Genomic DNA, 18,746 nt, shown 5'->3' with positions numbered 1-18,746 from the left:
CGACTCACCGACCTGACTATCCTGGCTGAACCTCACCGGGGAGCGTCAGATGAGCCTCGGCCGGCACAAACCACGCTCCCGTTATCTGCGCCAACCCATACAACAGCGCGTAGGGAATCGCGCCTCTCAGTATGGCGATGCTCCACAAATCAAGCGTTGTTGTTGTTATCGCGTGGTCCACAAAAGGTAGTGGGCCCGTGAGGAACAACGCTTGCAACGTCACGCAGACATTCATCATCGAATGCGCACCGATCGCGAGCTCGAGGCGTCGGTCGCGCAAGCTCAAGGCGGACAAGCCGAGTGAGTCGACCAGGACCTGCATCTTCTGCCAAAAGTTATATTGCGTATGGATAGCCGCAAAGAGCACGGCAACCAGCGCAACGACAATAATCGTGGAGCGAATATAGTGCCCAAGGGTCTGCGTCAGCCACGCCCGAAAAAACAGTTCCTCGATAAATGCGAGGAATGGGATAAGGATGATCATAGGTATCGTCGCTTCAATCTGGGCGATATCGTGCGGCCATTCGAAGTGACGAAGTAGAACCGAGCCCGTTCGCATCGAAAAGTAGAGTGAAAAAATCACGAGACTGCCCACTTGAGCGGGCAAGCACAGCGCGGCGCCCAGCAAACAGCGTCGAATTTTGAACGTGAGGTCGGTAGAAATCAGCGATCGAAACGGACGTCGCAGAATTTTCCTGCAGATGAGCCGAAGCGCCAAAATGCAGGCGACGACGATCGCTAAATGAAATACCGCAGCCTTGAACGCGTCGGAGATACTGACAAACCGATGGAGGAAAACAATCTGCACGAGTGCGGCAGTCAGGTTGGCCGGGATGCTTAGGGACACGACCAGCACGATCGTCAAAGCAATACTTCGCCAGTCGGTTCGCCCCATTTCGGCGAGATCGATAAAGGCGCGCCAAGCATTGTTTTCCGGTTTCATGAACAGAACGTAAATGAAACCACGTTTGTTAGCAAGCTCCAGATAACCATCTATTATTTACGATAGAAATCGAAAGCATTCTGTAGCGTGTTAATAAGCGCTCTCAATAAAAATCGAAAGCATCTGGTAATTGATCCAAGCTCGGATTAACTCATTCAGCATGAATCGCGCGAATGGACGATTAATCGAAGAGATAACGAAAAAACGGCGCCTGTTCAAAACCAGGCGCCGCGTCTCTTCCCGTTCCCTCCCTCACCCCGCCGCGTACCGACTCGCCGGCCGTTGCAAACCAAGATGATCGCGCAACGTCGTGCCGCTGTACTCGGTGCGAAACAGCCCACGCCGTTGCAACTCAGGCACGACGAGTTCGACGAAGTCGTCGAGACCGCCCGGGAAGTACGGCGGCATGATGTTGAAACCGTCGGCGGCTTCGCCTGTAAACCACTCTTCGAGCGCGTCCGCAATCTGCACGGCCGTGCCCCACACGATCCGGTGCCCACGCGCCCCCGCAACCAGGTAATACAACTCGCGCAACGTGAGATTCTCGCGACGTGCCAGATCGGTGAGCAACCTGGCGCGGCTTTTCAACTGATCCGATTCCGGCAATTCCGGCAGCGGACCGTCGAGCGGATACTTCGAGACGTCGTGACCCAGCCGGTCCGACAGCAACGACAACGCGCCCGTCGTATCGGTCCATTGCTGCAATTGCGCGTACTTGTCCTTCGCTTCCTGCTCGGTTCGCCCGATCACCGGAAACACGCCAGGCATCACATGCAGTTGCGTGCCCTCGCGGCCAAACTTCGGCAGCCGGCCTTTGAGATCGCGATAGAACGTCTGCGCTTCGTCGAGCGTCTGCTGCGCGGTGAAGACCACTTCGGCGGTCCGGGCGGCCAGATCCTGCCCCGGCCCCGACGAGCCGGCCTGAATCACCACCGGATGCCCCTGTGGCGGGCGCGACGCATTCAACGGGCCTTTGACCGAGAAGAAACGCCCCTCGTGGTTTAGCGAGTGGACTTTGGCCGGATCGTAGTACACGCCGCTGGCCTTGTCCCTGACGAGCGCGTCGTCGTCCCAGCTATCCCACAGGCCTTTGACGACATCGACGAATTCACCCGCCATCTCGTAGCGCAGCGCGTGCTCCGGATGATTGCCGCGAGTGAAATTGGCCGCCGTGCGGTCGTATGAAGTGGTGACGACGTTCCACGCCGCGCGGCCGCTGCTCAGGTGATCGAGCGACGCGAACGCGCGCGCCACGTGATACGGCTCGCTATAGGTGGTCGACGCGGTCGCCGCGAGGCCGATGTGGCGCGTGCCCATGGCCAGCGCCGACAGCAGGCAGAGCGGCTCGATGCGCATCGCCATCGACGGATGCGCGTCGGGTCCGCTCGTCAGACCGTCGGCCAGAAACACCATGTCGAATTTGGCGCGTTCGGCGGTCTGCGTGATGCGTTGCATCAGCGCGAGGTTTTCGCTGCCGGCCTGCGCATCGGGATGACGCCAGCCTGCAACATGGTGTCCGGCGCCCTGAATGAAGAGCCCGAGCCGCATCTGGCGGCGGGCGGCGTTGCTACGGGTCGTGGTCATACGCGATTGGCTGCGAAAGCGTTGAAGAGCGTGGCGAGATCGGCGGCGGAATGCATCGTGTCGATCAAGGCGGGAACGAAGGCGAGCGCGTCGGCATGCGCGGTCGCGTCGGCGAATTTCGCGCGGAGATTTTCCGCGCTGTGGAGACGATCGGTCTTGTGGCGGAATACCGTGCCGTTGCGCAAGGCGATCTCGACGCTCGAAAACCGGGTTGCGGGATCGGTCGACGCGCGCGCGGCGGTGTCGTCGTGACGGCGCGTCACGCGGGCGGCCAGCGCCAGCAGATCGTCGCGCACCGGCACATCGGCGAAGGTCGCGACGCCCGGCGAGCCGTCGGTCAGCGCGGCCGCGACCGCGTACTCGACGCTGAAGCGCGCTTCGAGGCCGGTGGCGGGCAGATGATTCGACAGCGGCGTGTCGCCGCCCGGCGGAAAGGTCACCGTCACGCGTTCGATGTCGTGCGGCGTGAGCTTGTGCGTGTCACGCAGGCTCAGCGCGGCATGCACGGCGTAGTGAGTGGCGGTACAGCATGGCCACGGTTTGAAATAGAGACCGGGGCTCGCAATTTGCCACGGCGCGCCCCAACCATCGAGCACGCGTTCCGGCTGCGCCGCGCCGCCGCTGAACACCGCGAAGAAACCGATCGGCCCGTCGAGCGCATCCGCGGCGCCGCGCAAACCCGCAGCGGTCAACTCCGCCGCGAACACGCCGGCTCGCGCCGCGAGACCCGCGTGCAGCGGCTTCGCCTCGCTGCCGAACTGCACGCGCAGTCCGGCCGCCTGCGTGGCCGCCAGACCCAGCGCGTTGTCGATGGCCGGCGCGTCGAACTTCAGCAGAAACGAGACGGCTGCGGCCGCACCCAATGCGCCGAGCGTCGCGGTGTTATGAAAGCCCTGTTCGTAATGACGGCTGCCGAGCGCGAGCCCGAGACGCGCCATCGTTTCGACGCCGACCACGTACGCGTCGAGCAATTCGAGTGCGCTGCTGCCCTGCTTCTGCGCTACCGCGAACAGCGCGGGCAGCAGCACCGTCGACGGATGGCCGCGCACGCTGCTATGCACGTCGTCGTAATCGAGCGCATGGCCCGCGTAGCCGTTGAGCAACGCGGCCTGTTGGGCCGACACGTGCGCCGCGCTGCCGAACACCGCCGCCGCGCCGCGCGAATCCGCGCCGTTGACGGCCAGCAATTTACGGTAGGCGGCATCGCCCGCGCCGGCGAACGCGGCGGCCAGAAAGTCGAGCACGCCCTGCCGTGCGGCGGCAATCGCGGCTGGGTCGGATGAAGGAACGGCGTGAGCGATCGCGGTGGCGAGTGGCCGGCTGATGCCGGCAATCGGCGCCGTGGGAACGGATGCGGGGAGGCGTGACATGTCGAAAGGAAGGCGGAAGTCGTGGAAGCGCGTCGAGCGGGCGCAAGCAACACCGCGCCCAACGTCGAATGCTAACGAAGCCGACGGTCACGACCAACCAAGATTTCCCGCTTTCGATATCGCGGATTCAGCGTTGCCGCTACTCGTTGCGCGGCACCGCGAGAGACTTCTCGAACAGATAACCCGGCGGCTCCGCTTCCCCGAAGTCATGCGCCGATAGCAGCGTATAGCCGTTGGTCTGGTAAAGCGCGATCGCCTCGGGTTGACGCGGCCCCGTGCCAAGAAACACGCGCGTGTAACCCAGCCGCGCGGCCTGCGCTTCCAGTTCGGCCAGTACACGCCGTGCGAGCCCCTGGCGGCGATGCCGGCTGCTCGCCCAGATGCGTTTGAATTCGACCGTGCCGGGATCGGCGTGGCGCATGAACGCACCGCCCGCGATCGCCTCGCCGTTGCGCAGGAGCAGCACGAACGCGCCCTCCGGCGCGGCGAACGCCTCGACCGGATAGCGCTGCATTTCGTGCGCGATCTCCTGCTCGTCGATCAGGCCGGCGTAACGGCTGCCATATTCGTGCGCCAGTTCGTCGAACAACGGACGCGCCAGCGGATCGAGAACCGACACGTACACGAGTCGATCGTCCGTGGCGATGGGGGAAAGCACCGCTGACATACCCTATCTCCTTGCCTGCGCGTAACGAACCGGCAGTTCAGCAGGTGTGGTGAGTGGCGAAACCTGCGCGTCGGCCGGCTGCCAGCCCAGTTCAGGGGCAACGCGCGTGACGACGTCTTCGAGGATCTGCTGGTAGTTCTCGAACGGCAGATCATACGGCAACTCGATCCGCAGTTCGCTTACCTGTCCGAGCACGGGATCCTCCAGCAGACGAGCGACGATTTCATCGGCCGATCCCACCAGGTCCGGCACGAACAGCGTGCGCCGCTCGCCCTGCGGCGCCAGCGTACGAGCGTGGCGCGCTTCGGCGAACTCGCGATAGCGCTGCCGGGTGCGGGCATCGGCGCCATCCGTCGGCACGATCACGCGGCCCAGCGCGATGCGCGGCGCCCGCGTCTCGCGCCAGTGCGCACGGAACAGGTCGAGCTGGTTCACCTGCGCGTCGCGATAGTTGTCGGTGCCCTCGCCGGTCGTGATGTTGCCGATCAGCAGATTGAAGCCGTTACGGCCAGCCCATTCGATCGAACGCCGCGAGCCGCCGCCGTACCAGAGCCGATCCGTCAACCCCGGTGCGTACGGACTCACGCGCGGCCGTACCCGACCCGCCGCCGATTCGACGAAACTGTCTTCAGCGCCGAGCCATTCGCCCGCCAGATTGCGGCGCAACCGCTCGACACGCGCGTGCGAAAAGTCGATCAACTCGGGATTGGCATCGAACAGCCGCTCGCCGAGCAGAATGCCGTGCGCGGGCGCACCCGCGCTCAATCCGATATTCAGGCGGCCGTGCGACAGCACGTCGACGGTGGCCAGATCTTCGGCGAGCCGGAACGGATTCTCGTAACCCATCTGGATCACCGCCGCGCCGAGCCCAATGCGCGTGGTGCGCTGGCTCGCCGCCGCGAGAAACGTCGCGGCCGACGACACCGCGCGCTCCAGATGTCGCTGACGTACCCACGCGCTGTCGTAGCCGAGCGACTCGCCGACGCCGAACAGGTCGAGCGTGCGCTCGAAGCCGGCCAGCGGCGCGTCGTCGGGATAATTACCCGGCGTCAGGAAAGCAAGATGATCGATGCGAACCGCGCACATAGTGGACCTCGTTGTCGTTCTGGTTGTCGTTCTGCGTTGTCGTTCTGAAATGGCGTTGGCGTCGCGCGGAAAATGTTCGTGTCGGTAACACGGAAAGCGGGCCACGCACCGCCCGGTTCACACATCCGGATAGCCCGGCGGATTGGTTTCCGAATGGTCGACGGCTTGGGCCTGCACGCCCCAGCGCGTCAGCGCCGCGCGATACTGGCCGTCGCGGATCAGCCGGTTGGTCGCCGCCGTCAGCGCCGGCGCGAGCCCGCTGCCCTTGCGCGTCGCGATCGCGACGTCGGCCTTGAGCGGCCAGCCCGCGTTGACCGTACCGACGCGCCGGGTCTGCCCTTGCGTGGCGGCCTCGTACGCCAGTTGCGCATCCGGATTGAGGATCGCGTCCACCCGGCCCGACAGCAACGCGAGTCGCCCCGATGCGGGGTCGTCGTCGTAGTACTGCAGCGTGGCCGCTTTCAGGCCTTGTGCCACGTTGCGCCGGTTCCATTCGAGCAGGATGTGCTCCTGGATCGTCCCGGAATTAGTGACGATCCGCAAGCCGGCGATATCACGCGGCTCGCGGATCGCCTTGATCGGACTGTCGTTGCGCACGTAGAAGCCGTGCAGGCCGAGCCGGTAAGTCGTGAAGTCGAACTTCTTCTTACGCGCCTCGGTCACGCCGACGTTCGAGATCACGGCGTCGTAGCGGCCCGACGTCAGACCGAGCGGCCAGTCGGCCCACGCGACCGGCACCAGTTGCAGCCGCAGACCGAGCGCATCGGCCAGCAGTTGGGCGTAGTCGGGATCGGCGCCCACCACGCTATGCGCATCGGTCGCATAGGTGGCGATGGGCGGCGCGGCCGGCGCCACCGCCACCGTGAACACGCCGGGCGTGACGAAACGGTAGGCCAGGGCGGCGCGCGACGCATCCGGATCTTTCGGGGCGCGCACGCGGCCTTTCTGTTCCGCGCTGAAGTCGAAAGTCTGCGCCGCCTGCGCCGCTGCCTGCGCGATGCCGGCATGCCAGGCGAGCGGCATGGCGGTCAGCGCGGCCAGCTCGCACAGAAAGCGACGGCGTGGCGGGTGCGATCGGGTCGGGTTCCGATTCGGCGTGCCGGCTTGTGCTTGTGCTTGTGGTTGTCGTCGTTGTCTTTGTCGCATACGGTCACAGCACCTTCGATAGAAACTCGCGCGTGCGCGGATGAGCCGGGTCGCCCAGCACGTTCGCCGGCGGACCGGATTCGACGATGCGCCCGCCGTCCATGAATACGATCGTGTCGGCCACTTCGCGCGCAAAGCCGATCTCGTGCGTCACGACGATCAGCGTCGTGCCGGAACGGGCGAGTTGACGGATCACATCGAGCACCTCGTTGACGAGTTCGGGGTCGAGCGCGGAAGTCGGTTCGTCGAACAGCAGCACTTTCGGTTTCAACGCCAAGGCGCGGGCAATCGCCACGCGTTGTTGCTGGCCACCGGACAACTGGCGCGGCCACGCGTCGGCCTTGTCGGCGAGTCCCACGCGCGCGAGCAGCACGCGCGCCTCGGCCTCGGCCCGAGCACGCGGCACACCGGCCGCCAACGGCGCTTCGATCAGGTTGCCGAGCACGTTCAGATGCGGGAACAGATTGAAGCTCTGAAACACCATCCCGACGTCGGCGCGCCGGCGTCGCAAGATGTCTTTTTCCCGGAGTTCGTAGAGCGTGCGGCCATCGCGCCGATAGCCGACCAGCTCACCGTCGATATCGATAAAGCCGTCGTCCACGCGTTCGAGATGGTTGATCGTACGCAGCAGCGTCGACTTGCCCGAGCCCGATTGTCCGAGGATGACCGTGACGCTTCCCGATGCGACCGACAGCGAGATGTCGTCGAGCACTTTCAGCGCGCCGAAGCTCTTCGACAGGTTGTGAATCCCGACCCGCCCGCCGACCCGCCGCTGCGCCCAGCCCGCCGCTTCCGCTTCGGCCGCGCTTGAGGCGCTTGAGCCGCTTGACGCTCCTGAAGCACTCACCACGCTCACCGCGCGCGGCGACGCGTTTGCCTGCGCCAGCCGCCCCACCCGTGCATCGTTCCGCGCACCGAGCCAGCGCCCGAACAGCGCGCTCAACGGCGACACCGCCACCTGTTCGCGCGTCGCGCCACGCGCGAAGTACCGCTCGATATGCACCTGAATCGCCGACAGCACGGTCAGGATGATCAGATACCAGACGGTCGCAACCATCAGCAGCGGAATCACCTCCAGGTTGCGGTGATAGATGATCTGCACCGTGTAGAACAGGTCCGGCATCGCCAGGATATAAACCACCGAGGTGCCTTTCGCGAGGCCGATCACATCGTTGAACGCGGTCGGCAGGATCGCGCGCATGGCCTGCGGCAGCACGATGCGCCGCACCTGACGTCCACCCGGCAAGCCGAGCGCGGCGGCCGCCTCACGCTGCCCGTGATCGACCGACAGCAGCCCGCCGCGAATCGCTTCGGCCGCGAACGCCGCGTGGTTCAGCGTGAGCCCGAGCACCGCCGCGAAGAACGGGCTGATCAGATCGGTGGTCGATTGGTTCAGCAGCGCGATATGTGTGAACGGCACGCCGATCCAGATGGTCTCGTACAGATAACCCAGGTTGTTCAGCAGAAGCAGCAGCACGATCAGCGGAATCGAGCGGAACAGCCAGATGAACGCCCACGCGCAACCGGCGAGCAAGGGCGACCCCGACACCCGCGCGAGCGCGAGCGGCGTGGCCAGGGCGAAGCCGAACAGCGCGCCGAGCGCCGTCAGCACCAGCGTGCGCCCGAGACCCGACAGCACCGGTTCCGCAAAAAACCATGCCGAGAAAACGCCCCAGCCCCAGCGCGGATTGCCCAGCACCGAGTTCAGGAAGAGCCCGATCAGCACGACGGCCAGCGCCGTGCCGGCGGTCCGCGCGTGATGCCGCGTGGGCACGATCCGGTAGTGCGCGTACTCGTGCCGTTCGGCGGGGTCAGGCACATGCCCCGCGTGCGCGGAGCCGGCAAACGGCGTGGTGGTGTCGCTCATGATGCTGCCCTCCTGCGTTGCAAAGCGTCCTGGTTCATGCGGTTTCCGCAGCCGCATAGCGGCTTTCGCGGCGCGGCAGACCCAGGTGATCGCGCAGCGTCGCGCCGGCCAGGGTGCGGCTGTAGCGGCCGCGTGCCTCCAGCGCCGGAATCACGTAACGCACGAAATCGTCGAGCCCTTCGGCCTGCGCCGGGAAGCCGAGAATGAAACCGTCGGCCGCGCCGGCGTCGAACCAGCGGATCAGTTCGTCGGCGATCTGCTCGCCGGTGCCGATAAATTGCGACTTCGGCGTCGCCACTTCGAGTGCGACCTCGCGCAGCGTCGAGCCTTTGCGCTTCGCTTCGTTCTTGATGCGCTCGGTCGTCGAACGGAAACTGTTCGCACCGAGTTCGCCCAACTCGGGGAACGGTGCGTCGAGCTCGTATTGCGTAAAGTCGTGGTGTTCGAAGAAACGGCCCAGATAGGCGAGCGCATCGTCCACGGTCAGCAGGTCGCGGATCACGCGATACTTCGCCTCGGCTTCTTCCGCCGTCGCGCCGACGATCGGGCCGATGCCCGGAAAGATCTTCACGTCGTCCGCCGTGCGGCCATGCTCGACCGCGCTGTGCCGCACCTGTTGCGCGAAAACCTTCGTTTCCTCCAGCGAAGGCGAATGCGTAAACACCGCGTCCGCATATTTGCCGGCCAGCGCGATCCCCGAATCGGACGAACCGGCCTGGAAAATCACCGGCTGGCCTTGCGGCGAGCGCTGAATGTTCAACGGCCCCGCGACCTGGAAGAAACGCCCCTTGTGGTCGAGCGTGTGCAGTTTTTCCGGGTCGAAGAAGCGGCCGCTGTCGCGTTCCCGCACGAAGGCGTCGTCGTCCCAGCTATCCCACAGCCCTTGCACCACTTCCAGATATTCGTCGGCGATCTCGTAGCGCAGTTCGTGATCGGGATGCTCGCCGCCGTAGTTCTTCGCCGACCCTTCGAGCGGCGACGTCACGACATTCCATCCGGCCCGCCCGCCGCTGATCAGATCGAGCGACGCGAACTGCCGCGCCACCGTAAACGGATGGCTGTACGAGGTCGACAAGGTACCGGCCAGACCGATCTTCGAGGTCGCGGTCGCGAGCGCCGACAGGACCGAGATCGGCTCGAAGCGGTTCAAAAAATGCGGGATCGATTTCTCGTTGATATAGAGGCCGTCGGCCACGAACGCGAACGCCACGCCGTTGGCTTCGGCCTTCTGCGCGATGCCGGTGATGAAGTCGAGGTTGACGCTGGCGTCCGCGGGACCGGCGGGATGCTTCCACGAATTCATGTGGCCGCCTGCGCCGTGCAGCATGATGCCGAAAGTGAGGTTTCGCTGGGTCATGATGGGGTCCGTCAAAAGGGAATGGGAAGAAGTCGGCGGCGCTCAGACGCTGGCGGTCTGCCGCGTGCCGGCAAGTGCTTCGACCGAGGCGAGCCGCAGCGCGTAATCCGCGACCGGCGTGTCGATCACGAATTCCTCGATCCCGAAGCGTTCGTGCAAGGCGTCGAGTTCGGCGCGTACGTCGTCCGGTGTGCCGGTAATCACGTGGGGCCGCAACTCGTCGAGCCGGAAGTCGGTCACGCCGGTCTGCCGGGCGAATTCCGCCGCCGCCTCCGGGCTCGGCAGATTCACGGTCTGGCCGCCGGCAAGGCGCACCTTGAATACCCGCAGCGCACCGACCTGACGTTGTGCTTCGGCCTTCGACTCCGCCGCGAACGCATAGACCGCGAGCAACGGCGTGCGGCCCGTCACGTTGCGATAGGCGTCGAACGAACGCTCGATGTTGGCCTCGTCGCCATTGAAATGGCCGGCGTAGCAGTACTGCCAGTCGTGCTGCGCGGCGAGCGCGGCGCTCTCGGGACTGCCGCCCAGCAGCACGCGTTGCGGCGCTTCGGGCGGCGTCGGCAGCGCCAGCGCGCCGGCCAGCGGATGATCCTCGGCCACGCCCCACTTCAGGAACGCGTCGAGTTCGGCGAGCTGGTGCGCGAAGTCGGGTTTCTTCGCCTTGTCGTGAAACCACTGCAGCGCGCGCGTGGTCAGCGGCAGTCCGCCGGGCGCCTTGCCGACCCCGAGATCGACGCGCCCCGGCGCCAGCGCAGCGAGTACGCGAAACGACTCGGCCACCTTGAACGGGCTGTAATGCTGAAGCATCACGCCGCCCGAGCCGACCCGAATCCGCGACGTATGCGCGAGCAGATGCGAGACGACGATTTCCGGCGCGGAACTCGCGAGGCCCGGCGCGCCGTGATGCTCGGCGATCCAGTAACGCTGGTAGCCCAACGCCTCCGCACGCTGCGCGAGACGCACCGTGAAACGCAACGCGTCGTGAGCCGTTTTACCCTCGGCGATGGGACTCTTGTCGAGAATCGAAAGTGAATAGGACACAGCGAGCCCTCCTGGTGTACCGCCAGGTACATGGGGATGAGTTGGGGAAGTAAGCCGAAAAAAGCGCCGAACGCGGCGAACGAAACCGTTGAACCATTATGGTCATCCGCGCCCGCTTCCGTTCGAGCAAATTTTGCTTTGCATATGAGCAAATCGTCAGAACAGGTAGCGGGCGCGCGCGTAATAGAAGCCGCCGTTCACGCCGGTGGTCGACGCGAACGAATCGTATTGGGCGCCTTCGAGTTGCGCGGCATAAGGCAGCTTGCTCGGATAAACGTCGAACAGATTGTTCGCCCCCACCGCGATCTGGAATTTCTTCGTCACGTCGTAGCGGACTTCGACGTCGGTGATATAGCGGGCGGCATTCTCGAAGTGCAGGAACTGCGTCGTCGAAAAGGCATTCGGCCCGACAATGTAGGTTTCCTCGCTAGAGGTCGATCCAAAGCGCGTTTCGTGCAGGCTCACGCCCCACTTGTCGAGATGCCAGGTGCCGCCGACGATGATCTTGTTCTTCGGCGTCGAGGTGCTCAGCCACGCGATCTGTTGCGCGTTGAGTTCCGGCGCGCCGTTCGCGCCCGCCGCGATATGCGTGACCGACGTCGTGTTGATGTTCACGCCGAGATCCCAGTCCACCTGCCCGAACGCGCCGAAGCCGGTGTGATAGGTGCCGGTCAGATCGAGTCCGCGCGTGCGCGTGTTCGCGCCGTTGGTGAAGTAGCTCGCCGACACGGCCGAGGCCGGAATCGAACCCGGCACCGACAAACCCGCAGCCTGCATCGCGGCGATCGCGGCCGCGCCCGAGGCCGTGCCGCCTTCGACGATGCGGTTGCGGATATCGATCTGGTACGCGTCGAGCGCCAGGTGCAGGCCCTTGACCGGCGTCAGCACGAAGCCGAGGTTGTAGTTGGTCGACTTCTCCGACTTCAGCGGCGCGGCGCCGATCAGTCTGGCCGCGCCCGAGTTGGCCGCCAGCAAACCTTCCACCGAGGCCGGCGATTCGTTGATGTTGCTGTAGTACTGCTCGGCCAGCGACGGCGCGCGGAAGCCGGTGCTGACACTGCCGCGCACGGCGAAGGCCGGGGTGAAGTCGTAGCGCGTCGAGAACTTGCCGTTGGTGGTATTGCCCACGTCGCTGTAGTGCTCGAAGCGTCCCGCCAGATCGACGGTCCATTGCGGCGTGAGATGCGTCGACAGATCGATATACGTGCCGACCACGTTGCGCGAGTTGTCGCTCGCGCTGACGGGCGCGAGACCCGGCAAGGCCTGCGAGCCGCCGTCGAGGTACGAAGCGGGATCGCCCGCCCCCACCGTGTACGTTTCGCGGCGCTGCTCGACACCCCACGACACGTTCACCGGCGCCGGCAGCACGGGCAACTGGAAGGCGCGCGAGAAATCGAGGTTGTTGGTCAACTGCGTGTTGCTGACGGTGGCCAGGTGGAAACGGGTCGGCGTATAGCCCTGACTGGCGAACAGTCCCGTGTTCGCGGAGTTCGTCATGCCGATCACATCGTGGTCGCCACCGTAGGTGGAACTCAGGTCCCATGACCAGCCGAACAGATTCTGACCTTTGATGCCGGTGGTCACCGAGAAGTCGTTCTCGTTGACGGTCTCCGCCGGCACGAAGCCGTTCGGATAGACCTGCGGCAGTACCGAAGGCGGACGGTAGTTCTGATACGCCTGTGCGTTGCGGTGCGCGTAGGTGCCGAAGCCGTACAGCTCGACGTCGTCGCCGAGGTAGTAGCCGGCGTTGTAGCCGACCGCTTCGCGTGTGCTGGCCGGGTCGCCTTCGATCGGATTGTAGTAGCCGTGGCCGGGCTTGAACGAGCCGAAGTAATCGTCCGGCCCGGTGCGCACGGTGTGGTTCTGACGGTTGTAGTCCGCGCTCAGATCCAGAAAGCCCTGACCGCCGAGATCCAGCCCGACCGTTGCGGTTTCGCCGTTCCTGAAACCGTCGCCCGCATAGGTCTGGCCGTTGGTGGTCTGCAACTCGCCGCCGCGCGAATTCTTCTTCAGGATGATGTTGATGACGCCGGCGATCGCATCCGAGCCGTACTGTGCCGCCGCGCCGTCGCGCAGCACTTCGATGTGATCGATCAGACCGACCGGAATCATGTCGATATCGACGCCGGTCGAGCCCTGGTTCAGGCCGCCGTCGAGCGCGATGTTCGCGGTGGTATGGCGGCGCTTGCCGTTCACCAGCACGAGGACGTGATCCGGGCTCAGACCGTGGAGTGTCAGCGCGTCGGTGAGCAACGCGGCGTCGCCCGCATAGGTTTCGTGCGAAATGGACGGCGACAGTTGCACCAGCGCATCGCGCAGATTGTTCTGGCCGGTGGCGCGCAATTGCGCGCCGCTGATCACGTCCACCGGGGTCAGGCTCTGGCTTGCCTTCGTGTCGGTGCGCGTGCCGGTCACGACGACCGTGTCCTGCTGCACGGTGTTGACCGCGACCGTCTGCTTTGTCGTGGTGGTTGCCTTGCCGGCTGCCGTGGCGGACAGTCCGCTATCCGGCTGAGCCGAGGCCGCGGCCGCGTCGTTCGCATCAGCTGGCGCCGCCGGGCCCTGCGCCCATGCCGCGCCGTTGAATGCGAGCGCCAGCACGGCCATCGACAGCATGGTCCTGCGAACCCCCATGACGGGCTGAGCCGCCCGATTTCTGATCTGTGTCCCGCGCATCGACTGTTCCGTTTTGTATGGACGAAGGGCCCCGGCACACGGGCTGATCGCAGCCGTGCGCAAGGCAGTAAAGTGGTAGTGAAAGCGATGAAAAGCGGAGTGTCGTCAGGCAGCGACCGCCGCTGCGACGGGCCGCATCCGCTCAGACTGCGGTCTAGCTTTTGGGCAAACCGGGCGGATTGGTCACGGCCTTATCCACCGCTTCGGAACCGAGGTTCCAGCGGTCGAGCACCTGGGTGTATTTGCCGCTGTGAATCAGATCGTTGAGCAGCAGCGTGAGCGGCGCGGCCAGTCCGCCACCCTTGCGCGTGGTGATCGCCAGATCCGCCGTGATCGGCCAACCGCCGCTGATCGCGCCGACTGCGCGCAAGTCCCCTTTCTGGGCCGCCTCGTACGCCAGCGCCGAATTCACGCTGAGAATCAGATCGGCGCGCCCCGACTGCAAGGCGACGAAACTCACGGCGGGGTCCCCGTAATACTGGATCTGCACCGGCTTGAGCCCATGCGCGATGTTTTCCTTGTCCCATGCCAGCAGGATCTTTTCCTGGTTCGTGCCCGAGTCGGTGATGATGCGCAATCCGGCGATATCCTTCGGTTCGCGGATCGCCTTGATCGGGCTGGCCTTGCGCACGTAGAAACCCAGCACGTCGCGCCGATAGCTCGAAAAATCGAATTTCTCCTTGCGCGCTTCGGTCACCGTCACGTTCGACAGCACTGCGTCGACCTTGCCCGACTGCACCGCGAGCGGCCAGTCTTCCCACGCGAGGACCACGATTTTCAGCTTGCGGCCGAGGCCGTCGGCGACCAGTTGCGCGAGGTCCGGATCGACGCCCACGACGGTCTTCTCATCGGTCGCGTAGGTACTGAGCGGCGGCCACGCCACGGTCATGCCGATCACCAGTTCGTCCTTGGCGACGAACGGAAACGCGGCGGGCACGGCCTGAATGGCCGCGGCGTCGGGCGCTGTGCGAATCCGGTCGTGCCGGTCCGGGCTCAGATCGAGGGCGCCGGGGGTGGCCGCCGACGCGGCCAACGCCACGCCTAACGCCCACAGCGCGAACGCCGAGCGGATTGCCTTGCTGTGCTTCATCGCGGATTCTGCCTTGTCGAAATGAACGAATGGATCGATGCGCGGCGGCAGCGTTACTGCCGTTGACCGAGCGGTTCGGCGCGGCGCAGATCGCTGAGCGATTCGATACGGCCCGGCTCCAGCAAGTCCTTACCGAACGGCAGGCGAAAATGAATCTCCGGTGCGATCGAACGATCGAACAGCGCTTCGTAACCGGTGCTCGCATAGAGTCCGGCCGCTTCAGGCTGCCTGAAACCGGTGGTCAGATAAACCCGCCGGTAGCCCTGGCGCAGCGCACGTGCTTCGAGCTCCTGGACGACGCGACGGGCGAGCCCCTGGCGGCGTTCGCTCTCGTGCGTCCAGATCCGCTTGAGTTCCGCGGTGGCCGCGTCGTAGCGTTTGAACGCGCCGCCGCCAACCGTCTGCCCATCGCGTTGAATCACGATGAAGGCGCCCTCCGGCGGCGCGAACAGTTCGGCCGGATAGCGCAGCATCTCTTCGCTCACCGACGCGGCGCTGTCCTTGCGGAACTCGCGATATCGCGTGGTGTATTCGATTTCCAGCGCGGCCAGTAACGGCTGCGCGATGGGATCGAGCGGAGTGGTATCGATAATCTCGTAGGTCATGATGAATACGGGGATGGCGCTGACGCCGGTCGATGGTCCGTGGAATCTTTAGCCGGTCCGACTTCGAATGTCGTCGAATTAAAAACAAGATAACAGGCCGGCAATGCAGAATGAACCAAACATTTAACGAATGGTTATTCCGTGAATAACGGATATTTAATTCGCGCGGCATGGCCGCCAATCCCCGCCCACCTTGAAGCCGCCGCTACAGCATCGTTTTTTTAATATCGGCGGCTTATTTATTTCAATGCGCTTTCATTAATTTAATCGACGTCGTTATTCGCGCTATAGCGGCGCGATTCCATTCATTAATGGAACGCGCCGCGTTGTCGTCAAACCGGTTCGGCGAGATGGAACAGACAGTCGCCACGCTCCACGGCAGCAGGCACGCGCTTGCACACCACCTGTCCAGCGCTCGCAAAAAATGCGGTGACGGGTTCGCGCAGCGGCGTATCGGGGAAATGAATGCGCGCGGCGGGTTGACCGGCCACGACCTGATCGCCGAGTTCGACGAGCGGTTCGTAGACGCCGCGATCATAGGCGTACACGTAATGGCGCGAACCGGCCACCGAATAGAAGCGCGTTTGCGCCGGTGGCCCGTCCGGCACGAGCGGCCCGCTCAGCAAGCCGATAAAGCCGAGCAGATTCAGCAGCCCTTGCCGTGCGTCGCGCAACAGTTTCGCCTGGACGGTGCCGCCGCCGCCCAGTTCGGTGAGAATCGACACGGCGCCCTGTCGACGCGCCGCGCTCGCCGCATGCACCGGGTTCGGCCGATGCAGAAACGCTCGTGGTAACCCGAAGGCCGCGAGCAAGGACTTGAGCCGCGCCTCTTCCTCGGGATCGCGCGGCTCGATGGCGAGCATGTTGGCGCCGTCGTAAAGCAGCGAGCTGCCGCCCGAATGCAGGTCGATCAGATACTGCGCGCGCGCCAGCAGCGTGTTCTCGATGTAGTCGGCGATCAGCGCGGTCGGCCCGCCTGCCGGATCGCCCGGAAAACTGCGGTTCAGGTTGCCGCCGTCGAGTGGCGAGGTTCTCAGGCCCGCGGCGGCCGCGGGGAAATTCGCCATCGGCAGGAAGATCAGTTGACCGCGCACCCATTGCGGGTCGATCTCGCGGATCAGGCTGGAAACGAGCACCTGTCCTTCGTATTCGTCGCCGTGGTTGCCGCCCATCAGCAGCACGACCGGGCCTTCGCCGTTGCGCACGGAGGCGATCGGAATCGGGATCCAGCCGTACGCGGAACGATGCACCGAATGCGGCAGGCGCAGATAGCCGACGTGACGTCCGTCGGCATCCAGATCGATTTCGTTGTGCAGCGTGCTCATCGGCTGTCCTTTGGCGGGTGTCCCCGGCAGCGTGCCATAACTCTCTCGCGCACGCTCAGTTCATGTACTGTTCGTTGCCGATCAGCCCGATCTTCGTCGCGCCTTCGCGCTGCGCGGCGGCCAGCACGGCGGCCACGTCGCGATAAGGCGCGAGCCGGTTCGGCAACAGATGAATCTCCGCCTGGTCCGGCTGCGCCGCGACCTCGGCCATGTGTTTTTCCAGCTCGGCGTTGCCCGCGAGCGGCGCGCCGTTCCAGCGGATCGTCCCATCGAAATCGATGTCGACCTGCACCACCGGCGGCGGCGCGGCGGGCGGCGGCGGGTTGCCGGCCGGCAGGTTCATTTTCACCGCATGCATCTGGATCGGAATCGTGATGATCAGCATGATCAGCAGCACCAGCATCACGTCGATCAGCGGCGTGGTGTTGATGTCGACCATCACCTCCGGCTCGCCGCTGCTGCCCGATTTCAGGTTCATTCCCACTGTCGACTCTCCGGCGAGACTACCCGCCGCGCGCGGGCGGCTGGGTGATAAAAGAGACCTTCGAAATCCCGGCCCGCTCGCAGGCCGTGACCACCCGCCCGATGAATTCGTAGCGCGTGGTCTGGTCTCCGCGCACGTGGACTTCCGGTTGCGGCAGCTTCACGGACGCCGCCTTCAGGCGCGCGAGCAGCGTCGGCGCGTCGACCTGCTTCTCGTTCCAGAACAGATCGCCGTCTTTATTAACCGCGATCTCGACGCTGTCCGGTCTGGTCTGCAACGGGTTCACCGTCTGCGTCGGCAACTGCACCGGCACCGTGTGCGTGACCACCGGAATCGTGATCAGAAAAATGATCAGCAGCACCAACATCACGTCGACGAGCGGCGTGGTGTTGATCGCGGCGATAATCTCGTCGTCGCCGTCCTGTCCAACGTTCATGCCCATGGCAGTGCGCTCCGCGTGGGTTCGGCCGGGTTAGCCCGGCGTTAGCCGAGGACGGGTTGCGCGACGGCGCTCGGGCTCACCTGCGCGACCGCCGCGCGCGCATGACGCTTCCGGCCCGGCAGCAGCACCGTGTGCAACTGCGCGCCGAACGCACGCACGCGTTCCATCACCGACTTGTTACGCCGAACCAGGAAGTTGTAGCCGAGTACGGCCGGCACCGCGACCGCGAGACCGATGGCCGTCATGATCAGCGCCTCGCCGACCGGACCCGCCACCTTGTCGATCGACGCCTGCCCAGCGATGCCGATGGCCGTCAGCGCGTGATAGATGCCCCACACCGTACCGAACAGCCCGACGAACGGCGCGGTCGAGCCGACCGTGCCGAGAAACGCGAGACCGTCCTGCAGGCGGTTCGACACGTTGGTGATGGCGCGTTCGATCGACACGTCGATCCAGGTGTTGCGGTCGACCGCCTCGAGCAGGGCTTCGTCGTGATGCGCGCCGGCGTCGATGCCGACCTGCGCGATGAAGCGGAACGGCGAGGCCGGATCGAGCTGCTCGACCCCCTGCGCGAGCGACGGCGCGCTCCACAACAGGTCGTCGGCGTGCTTCGCGCGGCGCTTCGCACGCGCCTGTTCGAAGAACTTGGTGATCATGATGTACCAGCTGCCCATCGACATGATCACCAGCAGGATCAGCACGAAGCGCGCGACGAAATCGCCGTTCGCCCACAGCGCACCGAGACCGTAGGGATTCGTCACCTCGGCGCCGGCTGCCACGGCGGGCGGCGGCGCGGGTTGATCGGCAGCAGCAGCGGCCGTTGCCGTGGCCGTGGCTGTCCGCGAAGGCGCGGCGAGCGCCTGCGCGGCCGGGCCCGACGCGCTGCCCGTCGAGACGGCGACGCTCGCCTGAGCCCACACGGTTTGCGGGACGACGAAAACCCCGGCAGCCGCGGCGGGGATCAGCAGGCTGGCCGCCACGGCGGCAAAAGAACGCTGGGTCATGAATGCTCCACTTGATGCGGTCACCGAAATCGGCTGGATTGAAAGGGTTGCGACGG

Annotated in this window: 16 protein-coding genes; all 16 read right to left on the bottom strand. The window is 64.9% G+C overall.

The annotated features are described in order from the left end of the window. Window positions 1–16: 16 nt before the first annotated feature. Window positions 17–943 carry a CPBP family intramembrane glutamic endopeptidase gene (locus BX591_RS30450; protein ID WP_111935030.1) on the bottom strand — a complete coding sequence of 309 codons (927 nt, stop codon included), beginning with the start codon at window positions 941–943 and terminating at the stop codon, window positions 17–19. Window positions 944–1,195: 252 nt separating this feature from the next. Beyond that, window positions 1,196–2,527: an LLM class flavin-dependent oxidoreductase gene (locus BX591_RS30445; RefSeq protein WP_111935029.1), complete on the bottom strand. Its 1,332-nt coding sequence runs from the start codon at window positions 2,525–2,527 to the stop codon at window positions 1,196–1,198. Then, window positions 2,524–3,897: an MmgE/PrpD family protein gene (locus BX591_RS30440; protein WP_111935028.1), complete on the bottom strand. Its 1,374-nt coding sequence runs from the start codon at window positions 3,895–3,897 to the stop codon at window positions 2,524–2,526. The genes BX591_RS30445 and BX591_RS30440 overlap by 4 nt, the downstream gene beginning before the upstream one ends. 139 nt (window positions 3,898–4,036) lie before the next feature. After that, complete coding sequence (locus BX591_RS30435) at window positions 4,037–4,564, bottom strand: GNAT family N-acetyltransferase (protein WP_208459646.1); 528 nt, start codon at window positions 4,562–4,564, stop codon at window positions 4,037–4,039. Between the two features lie 3 nt (window positions 4,565–4,567). Beyond that, on the bottom strand, window positions 4,568–5,650 hold the full coding sequence (locus BX591_RS30430) for an LLM class flavin-dependent oxidoreductase (RefSeq protein WP_111935027.1): 1,083 nt from the start codon (window positions 5,648–5,650) through the stop codon (window positions 4,568–4,570). 117 nt (window positions 5,651–5,767) lie between these two features. Beyond that, a complete protein-coding gene (locus BX591_RS30425; RefSeq protein ID WP_111935026.1) occupies window positions 5,768–6,673 on the bottom strand; it encodes an ABC transporter substrate-binding protein in 906 nt (301 codons plus the stop codon). Window positions 6,674–6,800: 127 nt separating this feature from the next. Continuing rightward, complete coding sequence (locus BX591_RS37185) at window positions 6,801–8,663, bottom strand: amino acid ABC transporter permease/ATP-binding protein (RefSeq protein WP_111935025.1); 1,863 nt, start codon at window positions 8,661–8,663, stop codon at window positions 6,801–6,803. Between the two features lie 34 nt (window positions 8,664–8,697). Continuing rightward, the gene (locus BX591_RS30415; RefSeq protein ID WP_111935024.1) at window positions 8,698–10,020 is read right to left on the bottom strand and encodes an LLM class flavin-dependent oxidoreductase; all 1,323 of its coding nucleotides are present in this window, start codon (window positions 10,018–10,020) and stop codon (window positions 8,698–8,700) included. A gap of 42 nt (window positions 10,021–10,062) precedes the next feature. Further along, window positions 10,063–11,064, bottom strand: a complete 1,002-nt coding sequence (locus BX591_RS30410) for an LLM class flavin-dependent oxidoreductase (protein ID WP_111935023.1) — start codon at window positions 11,062–11,064, stop codon at window positions 10,063–10,065. Window positions 11,065–11,220: 156 nt separating this feature from the next. Continuing rightward, a complete protein-coding gene (locus BX591_RS30405) occupies window positions 11,221–13,698 on the bottom strand; it encodes a TonB-dependent receptor plug domain-containing protein (RefSeq protein ID WP_244147159.1) in 2,478 nt (825 codons plus the stop codon). A gap of 196 nt (window positions 13,699–13,894) precedes the next feature. Next, on the bottom strand, window positions 13,895–14,830 hold the full coding sequence (locus BX591_RS30400; RefSeq protein WP_111935021.1) for an ABC transporter substrate-binding protein: 936 nt from the start codon (window positions 14,828–14,830) through the stop codon (window positions 13,895–13,897). Window positions 14,831–14,883: 53 nt separating this feature from the next. After that, a complete protein-coding gene (locus BX591_RS30395; RefSeq protein WP_111935020.1) occupies window positions 14,884–15,435 on the bottom strand; it encodes a GNAT family N-acetyltransferase in 552 nt (183 codons plus the stop codon). Window positions 15,436–15,767: 332 nt separating this feature from the next. Then, window positions 15,768–16,760, bottom strand: coding sequence for a succinylglutamate desuccinylase/aspartoacylase family protein (locus BX591_RS30390; protein ID WP_111935019.1), 993 nt, complete (start codon window positions 16,758–16,760; stop codon window positions 15,768–15,770). 55 nt (window positions 16,761–16,815) lie between these two features. Beyond that, window positions 16,816–17,244, bottom strand: a complete 429-nt coding sequence (locus BX591_RS30385) for an ExbD/TolR family protein (protein ID WP_111935018.1) — start codon at window positions 17,242–17,244, stop codon at window positions 16,816–16,818. Window positions 17,245–17,263: 19 nt separating this feature from the next. After that, window positions 17,264–17,686 (bottom strand): ExbD/TolR family protein, encoded by a 423-nt coding sequence (locus BX591_RS30380; protein ID WP_111935017.1) that lies wholly within the window; start codon window positions 17,684–17,686, stop codon window positions 17,264–17,266. Between the two features lie 41 nt (window positions 17,687–17,727). Beyond that, on the bottom strand, window positions 17,728–18,690 hold the full coding sequence (locus BX591_RS30375; protein ID WP_111935016.1) for a MotA/TolQ/ExbB proton channel family protein: 963 nt from the start codon (window positions 18,688–18,690) through the stop codon (window positions 17,728–17,730). Between the last annotated feature and the right edge of the window lie 56 nt (window positions 18,691–18,746).

The sequence above is a fragment of the Paraburkholderia bryophila genome (genome assembly GCF_003269035.1).
GTDB classification, from domain to species: Bacteria; Pseudomonadota; Gammaproteobacteria; order Burkholderiales; family Burkholderiaceae; genus Paraburkholderia; species Paraburkholderia bryophila.
This window is presented reverse-complemented; position numbering and strand designations above follow the sequence as displayed.